Origin of the sequence: Serratia sp. 506_PEND, assembly GCF_001076875.1 — a bacterium.
In the GTDB taxonomy this organism is placed as follows: Bacteria; Pseudomonadota; Gammaproteobacteria; order Enterobacterales; family Enterobacteriaceae; genus Serratia; species Serratia marcescens.
Genome location: NZ_JVEL01000556.1, coordinates 1 through 17,746, shown reverse-complemented (window position 1 = coordinate 17,746; position 17,746 = coordinate 1). Strand labels below are relative to the sequence as shown.

The following is a 17,746-nucleotide window of genomic DNA, read 5'->3' as shown; positions in this document are numbered from 1 at the left end:
TTAACTCACTGCTGCATAAACATAATGACGTTTTCCTGCCACAGACGCGGCAGCGCTTTGGCGCTCTGTTCCCAGGCCGCCGGATCGGCGATCGGGTGCGCATTCTTGTACTGCTCGGCCGGCAGCAGCTTGGCCTTGACGTCGTCCGGCAGCGTCAGATGCTCGGCGCGGATCGGACGCGCATAGCCGCGCGCCAGGTTGATCTGGCCGGCGTCGGAGAAGATGTATTCGCGCGCCAGTTTGGCGGCGTTCGGGTGCTTGGCGTATTTGTTGATGATGGTGGTGTAGCCGGAGGTGATCGAGCCGTCCGACGGGATCAGCACTTCAAAACGGGTTTTGTCGATCTGGTCGCGGTAGTTCAGGCCGTTGAAGTCCCACACCACGCCAACCTGCACTTCCCCTTTCTCCAGCGATGCGATCACCGGGTTACTCAGGCTCAGTCGGCCGGCCTTGGCCAGCTTGCCAAAGAATTCCAGGCCCGGCTTGAGGTTTTTCTCGTTGCCGCCCATGGCGTAGGTGGCCGCCAGCACGCCGCTGGCCGCCTGCGACGCGGTGCCGACGTCGCCGATGGTGACCTGATAGCTGCCCTTCAGCAGATCGGCCCAGCTGTGCGGGATGTCTTTCACCTGCTGTTTGTTGATGATAAAGGCGATGGTGCCGGTATAAGCCAGCGCCCAGTGGCCGTCTCTGTCTTTCGCCCAATCCGGCACCTGATCCCAGGTAGAAGGTTTGTACGGCTGCGTCACGCCCTTCTGTACCGCCACCGGGCCGAAGGCCGCGCCGACGTCACCAATGTCCGCCGTGGCGTTGTTCTTTTCCGCATCGAATTTGGCGATCTCCTGCGCGGAGCTCATGTCGGTATCGACATGCTTCAGGCCGTACTTGCTCAACAGATCTTGCCAGGTGCCTTTCCAGTTGGCCCAGCTGTCCGGCATGCCGACGCTGTTGACTTCGCCTTCTTTCTTCGCGGCCTGCTCCAGCGCCGCCAGATCGGTATCCGCGGCCCAGCTCATCTGGCTGGATAACACGATGGCACTGGTTAACACAGAAGCGCACAAACGTTTCATAACTGATGCTCCAGGTGGTAGTGTGGGGAGGGCTGGACTAGTCCAGCAAGGACCAAACCAATCTAACGGACGAATGTGATAATTATATGTCAGCTTAAAAAAGCGACAGTTTTATCACCCATTGCAACGGCGAAAACGCGACGCTGGTCTACCTTAAAGGCCAAACGCACTGAAACGGGACACCCGCTGTATGAGTGAAGCACCGACGACCGTCGCCACCATCTGCCAAACGCTGCACGCCCGCATCACCGCCGGCGAGTTCGCCGTGGGCGGCAAGCTGCCCTCCGAACGCGCCCTGAGCGAGCAATTCGCCACCACCCGCATTACCCTGCAGGAGGCGCTCGGCCAGTTGGAGGCGCAGGGCGTCATCTACCGCCAGGTGCGGCGCGGCTGGTTCATCTCGCCGCCACGTTTGATCTACAACCCGCTGCAGCGCAGCCATTTTCACGCCATGGCGCAGCAGCAGGGGCGCGCCGCGCATACCGAAGCGATCGACAGCGCGGTCGTCACGCTCGACGCGCCGCTGGCCGGCCGCCTGGCGCTGCCCTCCGGCGCCGAGGCCTATCGCATTCGTCGGCTGCGCTACATCGACGGACGTGCGGTGCTGTACTGCGAGCACTACCTCAATCCGGCCTATTTCCCCGGTATTCTGGACGAAGATCTGACCCAGTCGCTGACCGCGCTGTACGCCGCGCGCTACGGCATTCACTACGGCCGGGTGCGTTTCGACATGCTGCCCACCCTGCTACCGCAGCAGGCCGCCGCCATGCTGAAGGTGACCTACGGCAGCCCGGCGCTGTTCATTACGCGGGTGAATCGCGATCAACATGACCGGGTGATCGATTGCGACCTGGAGTATTGGCGGTACGACGCGCTGCATATCGATGTGGAAGCGCTGTAAATGACAAGGGCGCATCGCTGCGCCCTTAAAGAGGAAAGTCAGTCGGCGTCGTAACCGAGGTTTGGCGCCAGCCAGCGTTCGACCTCGCTCACGCTCATCCCTTTACGCGCCGCATAGTCTTCCACCTGATCGCGCTGGATCTGCGCCACCGCGAAGTACTTGCTCTCAGGATGGCTGAAGTACCAGCCGGACACCGCCGCCCCCGGCCACATGGCGAAGGACTCCGTCAGTTCCATGCCGGTGTGGCGGTTGACGTCCAGCAGCTGCCAGATGGTCGCTTTTTCGGTGTGCTCCGGGCAGGCCGGGTAGCCCGGCGCCGGCCGGATGCCCTGATAGTTTTCGCGGATCAGTTCCTCGTTGCTCAGGTTCTCGTCGGCGGCATAACCCCAGTGCAACTTGCGCACCTGTTCGTGCAGGTATTCGGCGAAAGCCTCCGCCAAACGATCCGCCAGCGCCTTGACCATGATTTTGTTGTAATCGTCGTGCTGTGCATCGTACGCCGCGGCCAGCGCGTCCTCCTCCAGCCCGCCGGTCACCGCGAAGGCGCCGAAGTAGTCGGCCTTGCCGCTGCTTTTCGGCGCCACGAAGTCCGCCAGACAATAGTTCGGGAAGTCGGTTTTTTCCGTCTGCTGGCGCAGATGGCGACTCACCGCCAGCACCTCGCCGCGCTGTTCGTCGCAGTACACTTCCACGTCGTCGCCGACGCGGTTGGCCGGGAACAAACCGTAAACGCCGCGCGGGTTGAGGCTACGCTCGGCCGCCAGCCGATCCAACATCTGATTGGCGTCGTGGAACAGGCGCTTGGCCTCTTCCCCCACCACCTCATCCTCGAGGATGCGCGGGTATTTGCCCGCCAGCGACCAGGTCATGAAGAACGGCGTCCAGTCGATATAGTGGCGCAGCGTCTCGATGCCGGCCGACACCGGAAACACGCCAAGCTGCCGCGGCGCCGGCGGCTGATAGTCGGCCCAGTCCAGCGCCATGGCATTGGCGCGCGCCTTCTGCAAATCGACCGGCGGCGTGCGCGGCTTTTTGCGCGCGTGTTGAATGCGCACCGTTTCATACTCTTTGCGGGTGCGCGCCACAAACTCGTCGCGCTGGGTGGCGGACAGCAGCGCCGACACCACGCCCACGGTGCGCGAGGCGTTTTGCACGTAGGTGGTCGGGCCGCTGTAGTTCTGCTCGATTTTCACCGCGGTGTGCGCCTTGGAGGTGGTGGCGCCGCCGATCAGCAGCGGCAGCGTAAAGCCCTGGCGCTCCATCTCTTTGGCCACGTTGACCATCTCGTCCAGCGACGGCGTGATCAGCCCCGACAGGCCGATGATGTCGACGTTCTCCTCGCGCGCGGTACGCAGGATTTTCTCCGTCGGCACCATCACGCCAAGATCGACGATTTCATAGTTGTTGCACTGCAGCACCACGCCGACGATGTTCTTGCCGATGTCGTGCACGTCGCCCTTCACCGTCGCCAACAGGATTTTCCCCGCGGAGGTGCCCTGCTGCTTGCTGGCCTCGATGTACGGTTCCAGGTAGGCCACCGCCTGCTTCATCACGCGGGCGGATTTCACCACCTGCGGCAGGAACATCTTGCCCTCGCCGAACAGATCGCCGACCACGTTCATCCCGGCCATCAGCGGCCCTTCGATCACTTCGATCGGGCGTTCGGCCTGCTGCCGCGCTTCTTCGGTGTCCAGTTCGATAAACTCGGTGATGCCCTTCACCAGCGAATATTCCAGCCGCTTCTCCACCGGCCAGCCGCGCCATTCCGCCTGCTGCACCGCCGCTTCGCCGTCTTTGCTGCCGCGGTACTTTTCCGCCAGTTCCAGCAGGCGTTCGGTGCCGTCCTCGCGACGGTTGAGGATCACGTCTTCTACCGCCTCGCGCAGCTCGCCAGGCAGATCGTCATAAATCGCCAGCTGCCCGGCGTTGACGATGCCCATGTCCATGCCGTTGCGAATGGCGTGATACAGGAATACCGCGTGGATCGCCTCACGCACCGGATCGTTGCCGCGGAACGAGAACGACACGTTGGACACCCCGCCGGAGATCATCGCGTGCGGCAGGTGGGTTTTGATGTCGGCGCAGGCTTCGATAAAGTCGACGGCGTAGTTGTTGTGCTCTTCGATGCCGGTGGCGACGGCGAAGATGTTCGGGTCGAAAATGATGTCTTCCGGCGGGAAGCCGACGCGTTCGGTCAAAATTTTATAGGCGCGGCGACAGATCTCGAACTTGCGCTCGCGGGTGTCCGCCTGGCCCACTTCGTCGAACGCCATCACCACCACCGCGGCGCCGTAGCGGCGCACCAGCCTGGCGTGATGGATAAAGGCCTCTTCGCCCTCCTTCATCGAGATCGAGTTGACGATGCCCTTGCCCTGAATGCACTTCAGGCCTTTCTCGATAACGGACCACTTGGAGGAGTCGATCATGATCGGCACCCGGGCGATATCCGGCTCGCCGGCGATCAGGTTGAGGAAGCGCACCATCGCCGCTTCGGCGTCGAGCATCCCCTCGTCCATGTTGATGTCGATGATCTGCGCGCCGCTCTCGACCTGCTGACGCGCCACGTCGAGCGCCTCGTTGTATTTCTCTTCTTTGATCAAGCGTTTGAAACGCGCCGAACCGGTGACGTTGGTGCGCTCGCCGACGTTGACGAACAGGGTGTTGGCGTCGATGGTCAGCGGCTCCAGACCGGCCAGGCGACAGGCGACCGGGAGCTCCGGCAGCCGGCGCGGCGGCNGTTCCGGCGTGGTGCCGCAGCAACCGCCGATGATATTGAGGAAGCCGGCCTGCGCCCACTCCCCGACCTGACGCGCCATCTCGGCCGCATCCAGATCGTACTCGCCGAAGGCGTTCGGCAAACCGGCGTTCGGGTGCGCGGTGACATAGGTCTCCGAGATGCGCGCCAGCTCGGCGACGTACTGGCGCAGCTCGTCCGGGCCCAGGGCGCAGTTCAGGCCGAAGGTCAGCGGTTTGACGTGGCGCAGCGAATTGTAAAACGCTTCGGTGGTCTGGCCGGACAGGGTGCGGCCGGAGGCGTCGGTGATGGTGCCGGAAATCATGATCGGCAGTTCCACCCCCAGCGCTTCGAATTCGGTTTCCACCGCAAAAGCGGCGGCCTTGGCGTTGAGGGTGTCGAAGATGGTTTCGATCATGATCAGATCGACGCCGCCCTCCACCAGCGCGCGGGTCGATTCACGGTACGCCGCCACCAGTTCATCGAACGAGATGTTGCGGAACGCCGGATCGTTGACGTTCGGCGAGATGGACGCGGTGCGGTTGGTCGGCCCCAACACCCCGGCGACGTAGCGCGGTTTTTCCGGCGTGCGCGCCGTCCATTCGTCGGCGCAGGCGCGCGCCAGGCAGGCGGCCTGATAGTTAATCTCGGCGGACAGCGACTCCATGTGGTAGTCGGCCATGGCGATGGAGGTGGAGTTGAAGGTATTGGTCTCAAGGATATCGGCGCCCGCCTCAAGATAGGCGTAATGAATGGCGGTGATCACTTCCGGCTTGGTCAGCACCAGCAGATCGTTATTGCCTTTCAGATCGCTGCGCCAGTCGGCGAAACGCTCACCGCGAAAATCGCGCTCGTCCAGACGGTAGCTCTGGATCATGGTGCCCATGCCGCCGTCCAACACCAAAATGCGCTGCGCTAACTGGCGGCGCAGTTGTTCTACTCGATTCGTCACTGTAACCCCTTCCATTGCCATCCAGCCCATTGCTCAACTGCCGCAAACACCAACGAGTCATCCTAGCACAGCTTGTAAGGACAAAGGGCCAGGCGACAATTGAGAGTTTTTCAGGTTGTGCGCCAACACCTCCGATGAGCTGACGGCGGCTTGCAATTCATCGACAAAAAACGAAAATGAATTCCATCATACGGAAAAAGGAATCTCACCCATGGCCACCCCTGCTCCCGCCAAGCGCGGCAAGAAGCCCCGCGCAGCAGCCCCCGCCGCCAGTGCGGCGACCGGTCAGGTACAATCATTGACCCGTGGCCTGAAACTGTTGGAATACATTTCGGAAGCCCAGGGCAACGTGGCGCTGACCGATCTGGCCCAGCAGGCCGGCCTGCCGAACTCCACCACTCACCGCCTGCTCACCACCATGCAGCAGCAGGGATTCGTGCGCCAGGTCGGCGATCTCGGCCTGTGGACCATCGGCTCGCACGCTTTTGTGGTCGGCAGCAGCTTCCTGCAAAGCCGCAACCTGCTGGCGATGGTGCATCCGACGCTGCGCCGCCTGATGGAAGAGTCCGGCGAAACCGTCAACCTGGCGGTGCTGGATACCAGCGAGTACCAAGCGATCATCATCGATCAGGTGCAGTGTACGGCGCTGATGCGCATGTCGGCGCCGATCGGCGGCAAACTGCCGATGCACGCCTCCGGCGCCGGCAAAGCGTTCCTCGCCACCCTGCCGGACGATCAGGTGACCAAACTGTTGCACAAGAAAGGCATGCACACCTACACGCCGCACACCCTGACGCCGCACAACCTGAAAGAGGGGCTGGCGCAGATCCGCAAACAGGGCTTCTCCTTTGACGACGAAGAGCACGCGCTCGGCCTGCGCTGCGTGGCGGCCTGCATCTTCGACGAGCACCGCGAAGCCTTCGCCGCCATTTCCATCTCCGGCCCGGTGTCGCGCATCACCGACGATCGCGTGATCGAGCTGGGCGCGCTGGTGATCCATGCAGCCAAAGAGATCAGCCTGGCCTACGGCGGCGTGCGCTGATCCAGCCCATCCGAGGGGCGCCCCAGCGCGCCCCTGCTCCCCTGCCATGCTCTGTTGTCAGCATGTAACAGGCTGTCGGCATCCTGTTTAGCACACAGGCAAAAAGCTTGAAGCCGATCACAGTTAACGATCCTCACGGCGAAAGCCCATTGCAACCGCTCAAACTTCCTTCGACAATGTTACCGATAACATGTTACCGGTAACAATCAGACTGAACGAAGGTAACGTCACCCGGTGTTTTGGAGCCAAACCATGACCAACAATCAAAATCGCATTTACGTCGTTATGGGCGTTTCCGGCAGCGGCAAGTCCGCCGTCGCCGCCGCCGCGGCCCGCCAACTCTCCGCCGGCTTCCTCGACGGCGACTTCCTGCACCCGCGCAGCAATATCCTGAAGATGGCCGCCGGCGAGGCGTTGAACGACGACGATCGCGCGCCGTGGCTGGCCGCGCTCAACGACGCCGCCTTCGCCATGCAGCGCACCAACAACGTGTCGATCATCGTCTGTTCGGCGTTGAAAAAGCAGTATCGCGACCGCCTGCGCGCCGGCAACGGCAACCTGTCATTCATCTATCTGCACGGCGAGTTCCCGGTGATCGAATCCCGCCTGGCGGCGCGCAACGGCCACTTCTTCAAGCCGCAGATGCTGGTCACCCAGTTCGCCGCGCTGGAGCAACCGGGCGCCGACGAGAACGACGTAATGGCGATCGACATCAATCAGCCGCTGGACGCGGTGATCGCCGATACCGTGCGCCATATCCAAAGTTTCCTCCCGCAGGACGTGTGCGCGTGAGTACTGTAACGCTGGTCGGTACCGCAGTCGGCTCGGTTTTACTGCTGTTATTCCTGGTGATGAAGGCGCGTATGCACGCCTTCGTCGCGCTGATGCTGGTGTCCATCGCCGCCGGCATTTTCTCCGGCATGCCGCTGGAACACATCGCCGACACCATGCAGAAAGGCATGGGCGACACGCTGGGCTTCCTGGCGATCGTGGTGGCGCTCGGGGCGATGTTCGGCAAGATCCTGCATGAGGTCGGCGCGCTCGATCAAATTGCGGCGCAATTGCTGAAACGATTCGGACAAAGCAAGGCGCACTACGCGCTCGGCATCGCCGGCCTGATCTGCGCGCTGCCGCTGTTCTTTGACGTGGCGGTGGTGCTGCTGATCGGCATCGTGTTCGCCGTGGCGCGCCGCACCGACGGCAATATCGTCAAGCTGGCCATCCCGCTGTTCGCCGGCGTGGCCGCCGCCGCGTCCTTCCTGCTGCCGGGGCCGGTGCCGATGCTGCTGGCATCGCAGATGAAGGCCGACTTCGGCTGGATGATCGCCATCGGCCTGGTGGCGGCGGTGATCGGCATGCTGATCGCCGGCCCGCTGTATGGCAGCTTTATCAGCCGCTTCGTCAACNGGCCAATGCCGCCGGAAGAGAACGAGCCGACGCTGACCAAGGGCAATCTGCCGTCGTTCGGCTTTAGCCTGGCGCTGGTGCTGTGCCCGCTGGTGCTGGTCGGCATGAAGACTATCGGCGCGCGGCTGGTCACCCCCGGCTCGCAGCTGCAGCAGTGGCTGGAGTTTATCGGCCACCCGTTCACCGCCATCCTGCTGGCCTGCCTGATCGTGATTTACGGTCTGGCGAAACCGCGCGGCATGAGCAACGAACAGACCCTGGCCATCTGCTCCGCCGCGGTGCAGCCGGCCGGGATCATCCTGCTGATGACCGGCGCCGGCGGGGTGTTCAAGCAGATCCTGGTGGATTCCGGCGTCGGGCCGGCGCTGGGTGACGCCATGATCGGCGCCGGCCTGCCGATCGCCGTAGCCGCGTTCGCGCTGTCCGCCATGGTGCGGGTGATTCAGGGCTCGGCCACCGTCGCCTGCCTGACCACCGTCGGCCTGGTGCTGCCGGTCACCAGCCAGCTCGGGCTCAGCGGCGGGCAACTGGCCGCGCTAGCCATCTGCATCGCCGGCGGCTCCATCGTGCTGAGCCACGTCAACGACGCCGGCTTCTGGCTGTTCGGCAAATTCACCGGCGCCAACGAACTGCAAACGCTGAAAACCTGGACGGTGATGGAAACCATTCTGGGCAGCGTCGGCGGCGCCATCGGCATGATTGCATTCACGATGTTTTAAATCCCAAATCGCCCCCGGCCTTGCACACCAGGGCTGCAAATCACCCCCGGGGGCACCGCCACAGGCGGCGACTATAACAACAGCAATGTGAGGAAGGCATGATTAATCCAACCTTGTCCCGTGTCACACAGCGCATCATCGACCGTTCCCAGGCCAGCCGCGCCGCCTATCTGGCGCGTATCGAGGCGGCCCGCGCCCAAACCGTCCACCGCGCGCAGCTGGCCTGCGGCAACCTGGCCCACGGCTTCGCCGCCTGTCAGCCCGATGACAAGGCGTCGCTGAAAAACATGGTGCGCAGCGATATCGCCATCATCACCGCCTACAACGACATGCTGTCGGCCCACCAGCCGTACGAACACTACCCGCAGCGGCTGAAGCAGGCGCTGAAGGCGGTCGGCGCCGTGGGCCAGGTGGCCGGCGGCGTGCCGGCGATGTGCGACGGCGTGACGCAGGGGCAGGACGGCATGGAGCTGTCGTTGATGAGCCGCGACGTGATCGCCATGTCGGCCGCCGTCGGCCTGTCGCACAATATGTTCGACGGCGCGCTGTTCCTCGGCATCTGCGACAAGATCGTACCGGGGCTGGTGATGGCCGCCCTCTCCTTCGGCCACCTGCCCGCGCTGTTCGTGCCGGCCGGCCCGATGAGCAGCGGCCTGCCGAACAAGGAAAAGGTGCGCGTACGCCAGCTGTACGCCGAAGGCAAGGCTGACCGCCTGGCGCTGCTGGAGGCCGAGGCCGCCTCTTATCACGGCATCGGCACCTGCACCTTCTACGGCACCGCCAACACCAACCAGATGGTGATGGAAGTGATGGGCCTGCATCTGCCGGGCGCCTCCTTCGTCCATCCTGACACGCCGCTGCGCGACGCGCTGAACGACGCCGCCGCGCGCCAGGTGACCCGACTGACCGATACCGCCGGCAACTACCTGCCGATCGGCCGCCTGGTGGACGAGAAAGTGGTGGTGAACGGCATCGTCTCGCTGCTGGCCACCGGCGGCTCCACCAACCTGACCATGCATCTGGTGGCGATGGCGCGCGCGGCGGGCATCATCATCACCTGGGACGATTTCTCGGAGCTGTCGGAGGCGGTACCGCTGCTGTGCCGCATCTATCCGAACGGCCCGGCCGACATCAACCAGTTCCAGGCCGCCGGCGGCGTGCCGCTGGTGGTGCGAGAGCTGCTGCAACACGGGCTGCTGCACGAAGACGTGCATACCGTGGCCGGTTTCGGCCTGCGCCGCTACACCCAGGAACCGTGGCTGGATAACGGCCAACTGGTGTGGCGCGAAGGCGTGGCCGGCTCGCTCGACGCCAGCGTGATCGCCAGCGTCACTCAGCCGTTTGAACATCACGGCGGCACCAAAGTGATGGCCGGCAACCTGGGCCGCGCGGTGATGAAAACCTCGGCGGTGCCCGCCGACAACCAGATCATCGAAGCGCCGGCGGTAGTGTTCGACAGCCAGCACGACATCGTGCCGGCGTTCGAAGCCGGCAAGCTGGATCGCGATTGTGTGGTGGTGGTGCGTTTCCAGGGGCCGCAGGCCAACGGCATGCCCGAGCTGCACAAGCTGATGCCGCCGCTGGGCGTGCTGATGGATCGCGGCTTCAAAGTGGCGCTGGTGACCGACGGCCGCCTGTCCGGCGCCTCCGGCAAGGTGCCTTCCGCCATCCACGTCACCCCGGAAGCCTATACCGGCGGCCTGCTGGCGAAAGTGCGCGACGGCGATCCGATCCGCGTCAACGGCCGCAGCGGCGAGCTGCAGGTGCTGGTCGACGCCGACGAACTGGCCCGGCGCACGCCATGCCAACCCGATCTGAGCGCGGAACACATCGGCTGCGGCCGCGAGCTGTTCGGCGCGCTGCGCAGCCAGCTGTCCGGCGCCGAACAGGGCGCCTGCTGCATCAAATTTTAATCGATAGCCTGGCCGCATCGCCGCCTGGCGGCGGCCACAGAGGAGAACGTCAGCATGAACAAGTGGACAACAAGCGCCGAGCAGATCCTGACGGCGGGGCCGGTGGTGCCGGTCATCGTGATCAACAAGCTGGAATATGCGGTGCCGCTGGCGAAAGCGCTAGTCGCCGGCGGTGTGCGGGTGCTGGAGGTGACGCTGCGCACCGCCTGCGCCATGGACGCCATTCGCGCCATCGCCCAAGAGGTGCCGGAAGCGATCATCGGCGCCGGTACGGTGATCAATCCGCAGCAGTTGCGGGAAGTGACCGAAGCCGGCGCGCAGTTCGCCATCAGCCCAGGCCTGACCGACGAGCTGCTTAAGGCCGCCACCGCCGGTTCCATTCCCTTGATCCCGGGCATCAGCACCGTTTCCGAACTGATGCAGGGCATGGATTACGGCCTGCGCGAGTTTAAATTCTTCCCGGCGGAAGCCAACGGCGGCGTAAAAGCGCTGCAGGCGATCGGCGGCCCGTTCCCGCAGGTGCGCTTCTGCCCGACCGGCGGCATCTCACCGGACAACTACCGCAGCTATCTGGCGCTGAAAAGCGTGCTGTGCATCGGCGGCTCCTGGCTGGTGCCGGCGGACGCGCTCGAAAGCGGCGACTACGCGCGCATTACCGAACTGGCGCGCGCCGCCGTCGCGGGCGCTCAAGCCTGATTTACATCGCAGCGGTGGCAGCCGGCAGCGCCGCCCCGCTGCGCTGGCTGAACCGCTGCTTCTTGCGATAAGCGAATACGTCTTCCACATGCCCTTCGCGGATGCGCTGCTGCAACCCGCGCCAATACTCCGCGGTAAACAGATCGCTGTGCAGCTCTTCAAACATCTGCCGAATGCGCCGATCGCCGCACAGAAAGTGGCGGAACTCTTCCGGGAACACGTCGTTGGGCGCGATGCTGTACCACGGCTCGCTGGCCAGTTCATCTTCCGGATAACGCGGCGGCGGGATATCGCGGAAGTTGACCTCGGTCATGTAGCAAATCTCGTCGTAGTCGTAGAACACTACCCGCCCGTGGCGCGTCACGCCAAAGTTCTTGAACAGCATGTCGCCGGGGAAGATATTGGCGGCGGCCAGCTGTTTGATGGCATTGCCGTACTCTTCAATCGCATCGCGCATCTGCTGGTCGTTGGCCTGCTCCAGATACAGATTCAGCGGGGTCATGCGCCGTTCCATATACAGGTGCTTAATCACGATGCGATCGCCAAGATCTTCCAGTTTGTCCGGCACTTCGCGCCGCAGCTCGGCCAGCAGTTCCGGGCTGAGGCGCGCCTTGTCGACGACGAAATTCTCGTACTCCTGGGTATCCGCCATGCGCCCGACGCGATCGTGCTCTTTCACCAGCTGATAGCAAGCCATCACCTGCGCCTGCGTCACCTCTTTTTGCGGGGCGAATTCGTCTTTGATCACTTTAAACACCCGATCGAAGGACGGCAGGGTAAAAACCAGCATCACCATGCCCTTCACCCCCGGCGCGATGATGAACTGCTCCTGCGAGTGCGCCATAAAAGTCAGGTATTCGCGGTAGCATTCGGTTTTGCCGTGCTTCTGGCAACCGATCGCCATGTACAGCTCGGCGGTGGTCTTGCCCGGCAGGATCTCGCGCAGCCACTCCACCATCGCCGCCGGCAGCGGCGCGTAGACCATGAAATAAGAGCGGGCGAAACCGAAGACGATGCTGGCCTCGGCCCTGCCGGTCAGGCAGGCGTCGATAAACAGCGCGCCCGATTCGCTGTGGTGGATCGGCAACAGGAACGGGTAAACGCCGTCGGCCAGGCGCAACTTGCCGACCAGCCAGGCGGCCTTGTTGCGATAGAACAGCTCGTTGGCGATCTGGAAGGTCGCCCCCGTCAGTTGCTGTGGGCTGAAGGCGCGCTGCAGCGCCTGAGTGATGTAGCGAATATCGCGCGTCAGATCCTCCCACGGCAGCCGCAGCGGCAGATCGCTCAGCACGCTGCGCAGCATCGCCGGCAGATCGCCATTGGCGGTAAAATCGCGCGCCAGCGGACGCGGAATGTCGCGAAAGCGCCGTTCCGGCTGCGAACTGAAGACGAACAGCTTGTCCGGCGTCAGATCGCGATGCTTGAACAACCGGCAATAGACCGAGTTGAAGAAGCTTTCGGCGATCTCAAAACGCGGGTAGTCCGGCAGCAGGTCGATATAGACCGCTTTGACCCGGCTGGGGAAGTCGGCGTCGAAATATTTCTGCCCGGTGATGCATTTGAGCTGCTCCACCACCAGGCCGACGTGATGGTCGTACAGATGGATGCGCTTTTTCATCGCCTGCTGCACCGCCGGCCAATCCGCCTGCTCAAAGCGCTGCTGCGCGCCGGCGGTCACTTCCAGAAAGCGGCCGTACTGCGCATCGAAGCCCTGCAGGATCGTCTGAGCGATCAACAACTCCAGTTTTGCCGCCATCCTTACCCCCCGCCAGAAAAAGAAGCCTGCGCATGCAGGCTCCGGGTGAAACGTCTTCAAGCTTGCCGCATCAGAACTGCTGTTCTTCCGTCGAACCGGTCAGCGCGGTGACCGAAGAGGCGCCGCCCTGAATGATGGTGGTGACCTTGTCGAAGTAGCCGGTGCCCACCTCTTGCTGGTGCGACGCGAAGGTGTAACCGCGCTCTACCGCGGCGAACTCCGCCTGCTGCACCTTCTCGACGTAGTGTTTCATCCCTTCACCCTGCGCATAGGCGTGCGCCAGGTCGAACATGTTGAACCACATGCTGTGGATGCCCGCCAGCGTGATGAACTGATACTTGTAGCCCATGTCCGACAGCGCCTGCTGGAAGCGGGCGATGGTCTGGTCGTCGAGGTTCTTCTTCCAGTTGAACGACGGCGAGCAGTTGTAGGCCAGCAGCTTGCCTGGGTATTTGGCGTGGATGGCGTCTGCGAAGCGCTGGGCGGCATCCAGATCCGGCGTTGAGGTTTCGCACCACACCATATCGGCGTAAGGGGCATAAGCCAGACCGCGGCTGATCGCCTGTTCGACGCCGGCATGGGTACGGAAGAAGCCTTCCGCCGTACGCTCGCCGGTGACGAAGGCGCTGTCATACGGATCGCAGTCAGAGGTCAGCAGGTCGGCCGCATCGGCGTCGGTACGGGCGATCACCAGCGTCGGCACGCCGAGCACGTCGGCCGCCAGGCGCGCGGCGACCAGTTTCTGGATCGCTTCTTGCGTCGGCACCAGCACTTTGCCGCCCATATGGCCGCATTTCTTCACCGCCGCCAGCTGATCTTCGAAGTGCACCCCGGCGGCCCCGGCGGTAATCATCGCTTTCATCAGCTCAAAGGCGTTCAACACGCCGCCGAAGCCGGCTTCCGCATCGGCGACGATCGGCAGGAAATAATCGGTGTACCCTTTGCTGCCCGGCTCAATCTGGTTCGCCCATTGGATCTGATCGGCGCGGCGGAAGGTGTTGTTGATGCGCTCGACCACCTTCGGCACCGAGTCCACCGGATACAGCGATTGGTCAGGGTACATGGCCGCCGCGCTGTTGGCGTCGGCCGCCACCTGCCAACCGGACAGGTAGATGGCCTCGACGCCGGCTTTGGCCTGCTGCAGCGCCTGGCCGCCGGTGAGCGCGCCCAGGCAGTTCACGTAGCCTTTGCGCGCCTTGCCGTTCAGCAACGCCCACAGTTTGGCGGCGCCGTTTTGCGCCAGGGTGCATTCCGGGTTGACCGAACCGCGCAGGTTGATCACGTCTTCAGCGCTGTAAGGGCGGGTAATGCCTTCCCAACGGGCCGATTTCCATTCCTGTTCCAGCTGCTGGATCTGTTGAGAGCGAGAGGTAGACATAATTTTTATCCTTTCAGTCATGTAGGGTTGATTGGGAAAGTTCAGGCCAGCAGCGCATAGCCGGGCAACGTCAGGAAATCGATTAATTCATCTTGCGTGGTGATGCGCTCCATCAGGCGCGCCGCCTCTTCGAACCGGCCGGCGTTAAAGCGCGCTTCCCCTACTTCTTCACGCACCACCAACATCTCTTCTTGCAACATCTGGCGGAACAGCGCCTTGGTGACCGGGCGCCCGTCGTTCAGGCTCTTCTCGTGGTGGATCCACTGCCAGATAGAGGTACGGGAGATCTCCGCCGTCGCGGCATCTTCCATCAACCCATAGATAGGCACGCAGCCGTTGCCGGAGATCCAGGCCTCGATGTACTGCACCGCCACGCGGATATTGGCGCGCATCCCCGCTTCGGTGCGTTCGCCGTCGCATGGCTCCAGCAGCTGCGCGGCGCTGATTGGCGCATCCTGCTCACGCATCACGTCCAGCTGGTTCTGGCGATCGCCCAATGCGTTGCCGAACACCTCCATCACCGTGTCCGCCAGCCCCGGGTGCGCCACCCAGGTGCCGTCGTGGCCATTGTTGGCCTCCAACTCTTTGTCCGCCCGCACCTTGTTCAGCACCCAGGCGTTTTTCTCAGCGTCTTTGCTCGGGATAAACGCCGCCATGCCGCCCATGGCGAAGGCGCCGCGCTTATGACAGGTTCTGATCAACAGGCGTGAATAGGCGCTGAGGAAAGGTTTCTCCATGGTCACCGACTGACGATCCGGCAGCACGCGATCGCCGTGATTCTTCAGCGTTTTGATGTAGCTGAAGATGTAATCCCAGCGGCCGCAGTTCAGGCCAACGATGTGATCGCGCAGGTGATAGAGGATCTCGTCCATCTGGAACACCGCCGGCAGGGTTTCGATCAACACCGTCGCCTTGATGGTGCCGCGCGGCAGATCGAATCGATCCTCGGTAAAGCTGAAGACATCGCTCCACCAGGCCGCTTCTTCCCAGGACTGGGTTTTCGGCAGGTAGAAATACGGGCCGCTGCCCTTAGCCAACAGCTGGCGATAGTTGTGATAAAAATACAGCGCGAAATCGAACAGGCCGCCGGGAATGGCTTCATCACGCCACAGCACGTGTTTTTCCGGCAAATGCAGGCCGCGCACGCGAGCGATCAACACCGCCGGATTCGGTTTCAGCTGGTAGATTTTGCCGGCTTCATTGGTGTAGGAGATGGTGCCGTTAACCGCATCGTGCAGGTTGATTTGACCGTCGATGACTTTATCCCAGCTTGGCGCCAGGGAGTCTTCGAAGTCCGCCATAAACACTTTTACGTTGGCGTTAAGCGCATTGATCACCATCTTGCGTTCTACCGGCCCGGTGATCTCGACCCGGCGATCGCGCAGGTCTTGCGGAATGCCGCGGATCTGCCAGTCGCCTTCACGAATGGAATTGGTTTCCGAAATAAATCCAGGCAGCTCGCCGCGATCGATATTTTGCTGCCAGCGGGCACGCGCCGCCAGCAGCTCATTGCGCCGCGGCGTGAATTTCCCCACCAGTTCCGCCAGGAATTCAACCGCTTCATCCGTTAATACCTGGCGCTCCGCAGCGGCGAAACCCTGGGTAAACCTTAACTCCGTGCCTGCTATCTGTTGCGTCATGACCTTGCTCCTTCCCATCATTGCGCCCGAGCGAACGGCGCATTTTCATCAGAAATCACTGTGGATCAGGGCGGATGAAACGATCCCAAACTGGTCAGATCTCATCCCGATAGCTCTAAGAATACTCAACAAAAAATAAAAATCAAAAACCATTTCCATTTTATTATTAAATATTTTATTAACACTTTATTATCAATTGGTTAGAACAAATAACATAACCAACGGGTAAGGAAATCGGTTCCAATAGAATCGCAAAGACAGGCTAACGCGCTGTTGGCCAATGGTTTTTTAGGAAAAGTGGCGGGTAAAAAGAGGATCGTACAGAGGATCAACAGCGCGGCGGCCTCGATTCAGCCGCCGGCAGGCAGAAAAGATCAGTCGAGAGTCGGATTCATATGGCGCAGATCGTAAGGCGTGATCTGGTAGACGTAATAGTTGAGCCAATTGGAGAACAGCAGGTGGCCATGGCTGCGCCAGGTGGCTTTCGGTGTCAGTGCGGGGTTGTCATCGGGGAAGTAGTTGAGCGGTACGGCAGGATCGAGGCCAGCTTCGTTGTCGCGACAATACTCCCCGGCCAGGGTCAGGGCATCATACTCAGGATGGCCGGTGACAAATGCCAGGCGCTTATCCCTGCTGGCGAACAGGTAGGCGCCGGCCTGCTCGGATTCGGCCAGAATATCCAGGTCGGTATATTGGCGAATCACCTCGGTCGGGAAATCGGCATAGCGTGAATGCGGCGCCAGGAAGCTTTCGTCGAAGCCGCGCGTCAGCAACGCATGCTGCTGCAGCGTTTGGTGCGGATAAACGCCGGAGAGCTTCACTTCGCGCGTCATCTTGGGAATGCCGTACAGGATATTCAACGCCGCTTGTACCGCCCAGCACACGAACAGCGTAGAGGTGACATGGTTTTTGGCCCAGTCAATGACCCGTTCGATCTGCGGCCAGTAGGCAACATCGCAGAAATCAACCAGCCCCAGCGGCGCGCCGGTGACAATCAGGCCATCGAAGTTCTCATTCTGGATATCCTCGAAGTCGCAGTAGAAGTTGTTCAGATGCTCGGCCGGCGTGTTCTTCGATTCGCGGCTGTCGATGCGCAGCAGCTGGATATCAATCTGCAGCGGCGAGTTGGACAACAGACGCAGAAACTGGTTTTCCGTTTCGATCTTCTTTGGCATCAGGTTGAGGATCAACACTTTCAGTGGCCTGATTTCCTGTGTTTTTGCCCGCGAGGATGTCATCACGAAGACATTCTCACCGCGCAAGAAATTGACCGCAGGTAACTCATCAGGAACACGAATCGGCATTGCTTAACCCTCACATATCCATTTATACGTTTAGACTTCTAGATGCCCGAAGATAGCGTTTTTTTCCGTCGCTGTCGAGCATTCAGCGGAAAGGTGAAAATGTTTCATTGCACGAGGATCGCCAGGATATCGGCGCGGGAGATGAGAAGCCCTAAAAGCAAAAAGGCCATCCTTTCGGATGGCCTCTTGGCTTATTTGATGCTTGGCAGTGTCCTACTCTCGCATGGGGAGACCCCA

At 61.9% G+C, this 17,746-nt stretch carries 12 protein-coding genes; 6 read left to right on the top strand and 6 right to left on the bottom strand.

The window, feature by feature from the left end; all coding sequences use genetic code 11:
- Positions 1-5: 5 nt before the first annotated feature.
- A complete protein-coding gene (locus tag ADK28_RS24520; protein ID WP_048796914.1) occupies positions 6-1,067 on the bottom strand; it encodes an ABC transporter substrate-binding protein in 1,062 nt (353 codons plus the stop codon).
- Between the two features lie 190 nt (positions 1,068-1,257).
- On the opposite strand from ADK28_RS24520, the gene ADK28_RS24515 reads away from it, so the two are divergent.
- Positions 1,258-1,968, top strand: coding sequence for a UTRA domain-containing protein (locus ADK28_RS24515; protein WP_004936656.1), 711 nt, complete (start codon positions 1,258-1,260; stop codon positions 1,966-1,968).
- Between the two features lie 38 nt (positions 1,969-2,006).
- Here the strand turns inward: ADK28_RS24515 and metH are convergent, their stop codons facing one another.
- Complete coding sequence (metH, locus tag ADK28_RS24510) at positions 2,007-5,669, bottom strand: methionine synthase (protein ID WP_152929748.1); 3,663 nt, start codon at positions 5,667-5,669, stop codon at positions 2,007-2,009.
- 196 nt (positions 5,670-5,865) lie between these two features.
- Here metH and iclR point away from each other — a divergent pair, with 196 nt between their 5' ends.
- The 5 genes from iclR (at position 5,866) to ADK28_RS24485 (ending at position 11,431) form a co-directional block, all read left to right on the top strand.
- A complete protein-coding gene (iclR, locus tag ADK28_RS24505) occupies positions 5,866-6,696 on the top strand; it encodes a glyoxylate bypass operon transcriptional repressor IclR (protein WP_004936648.1) in 831 nt (276 codons plus the stop codon).
- Positions 6,697-6,948: 252 nt separating this feature from the next.
- Positions 6,949-7,488, top strand: a complete 540-nt coding sequence (gene gntK, locus ADK28_RS24500; protein WP_004936645.1) for a gluconokinase — start codon at positions 6,949-6,951, stop codon at positions 7,486-7,488.
- Positions 7,485-8,822 (top strand): gluconate transporter, encoded by a 1,338-nt coding sequence (gene gntU / locus ADK28_RS24495; RefSeq protein WP_048796928.1) that lies wholly within the window; start codon positions 7,485-7,487, stop codon positions 8,820-8,822. The genes gntK and gntU overlap by 4 nt, the downstream gene beginning before the upstream one ends.
- Positions 8,823-8,920: 98 nt before the next feature.
- A complete protein-coding gene (edd, locus tag ADK28_RS24490) occupies positions 8,921-10,735 on the top strand; it encodes a phosphogluconate dehydratase (protein WP_033639249.1) in 1,815 nt (604 codons plus the stop codon).
- Positions 10,736-10,789: 54 nt separating this feature from the next.
- Positions 10,790-11,431, top strand: a complete 642-nt coding sequence (locus ADK28_RS24485) for a bifunctional 4-hydroxy-2-oxoglutarate aldolase/2-dehydro-3-deoxy-phosphogluconate aldolase (RefSeq protein ID WP_016930304.1) — start codon at positions 10,790-10,792, stop codon at positions 11,429-11,431.
- A 1-nt stretch (position 11,432) separates the two neighbouring features.
- Here the strand turns inward: ADK28_RS24485 and aceK are convergent, their stop codons facing one another.
- The 4 genes from aceK to metA form a co-directional block, all read right to left on the bottom strand.
- Complete coding sequence (gene aceK, locus ADK28_RS24480) at positions 11,433-13,187, bottom strand: bifunctional isocitrate dehydrogenase kinase/phosphatase (RefSeq protein WP_048796912.1); 1,755 nt, start codon at positions 13,185-13,187, stop codon at positions 11,433-11,435.
- Between the two features lie 70 nt (positions 13,188-13,257).
- Positions 13,258-14,565, bottom strand: coding sequence for an isocitrate lyase (gene aceA, locus ADK28_RS24475; protein WP_033639246.1), 1,308 nt, complete (start codon positions 14,563-14,565; stop codon positions 13,258-13,260).
- Positions 14,566-14,606: 41 nt separating this feature from the next.
- A complete protein-coding gene (gene aceB / locus ADK28_RS24470; RefSeq protein ID WP_048796911.1) occupies positions 14,607-16,205 on the bottom strand; it encodes a malate synthase A in 1,599 nt (532 codons plus the stop codon).
- A gap of 374 nt (positions 16,206-16,579) precedes the next feature.
- Complete coding sequence (metA, locus tag ADK28_RS24465) at positions 16,580-17,509, bottom strand: homoserine O-acetyltransferase MetA (protein ID WP_004936623.1); 930 nt, start codon at positions 17,507-17,509, stop codon at positions 16,580-16,582.
- Positions 17,510-17,746: the final 237 nt, after the last annotated feature.

Excerpts from the sequence above, each read along its gene's own strand:
- ADK28_RS24520 (WP_048796914.1), bottom strand. The coding sequence starts at position 1,067 with ATGAAACGTTTGTGCGCTTCTGTGTTAACCAGTGCCATCGTGTTATCC.
- ADK28_RS24515 (WP_004936656.1), top strand. The coding sequence starts at position 1,258 with ATGAGTGAAGCACCGACGACCGTCGCCACCATCTGCCAAACGCTGCAC.
- iclR (WP_004936648.1), top strand. The coding sequence starts at position 5,866 with ATGGCCACCCCTGCTCCCGCCAAGCGCGGCAAGAAGCCCCGCGCAGCA.
- gntK (WP_004936645.1), top strand. The coding sequence starts at position 6,949 with ATGACCAACAATCAAAATCGCATTTACGTCGTTATGGGCGTTTCCGGC.
- edd (WP_033639249.1), top strand. The coding sequence starts at position 8,921 with ATGATTAATCCAACCTTGTCCCGTGTCACACAGCGCATCATCGACCGT.
- ADK28_RS24485 (WP_016930304.1), top strand. The coding sequence starts at position 10,790 with ATGAACAAGTGGACAACAAGCGCCGAGCAGATCCTGACGGCGGGGCCG.
- aceK (WP_048796912.1), bottom strand. The coding sequence starts at position 13,187 with ATGGCGGCAAAACTGGAGTTGTTGATCGCTCAGACGATCCTGCAGGGC.
- aceA (WP_033639246.1), bottom strand. The coding sequence starts at position 14,565 with ATGTCTACCTCTCGCTCTCAACAGATCCAGCAGCTGGAACAGGAATGG.
- aceB (WP_048796911.1), bottom strand. The coding sequence starts at position 16,205 with ATGACGCAACAGATAGCAGGCACGGAGTTAAGGTTTACCCAGGGTTTC.
- metA (WP_004936623.1), bottom strand. The coding sequence starts at position 17,509 with ATGCCGATTCGTGTTCCTGATGAGTTACCTGCGGTCAATTTCTTGCGC.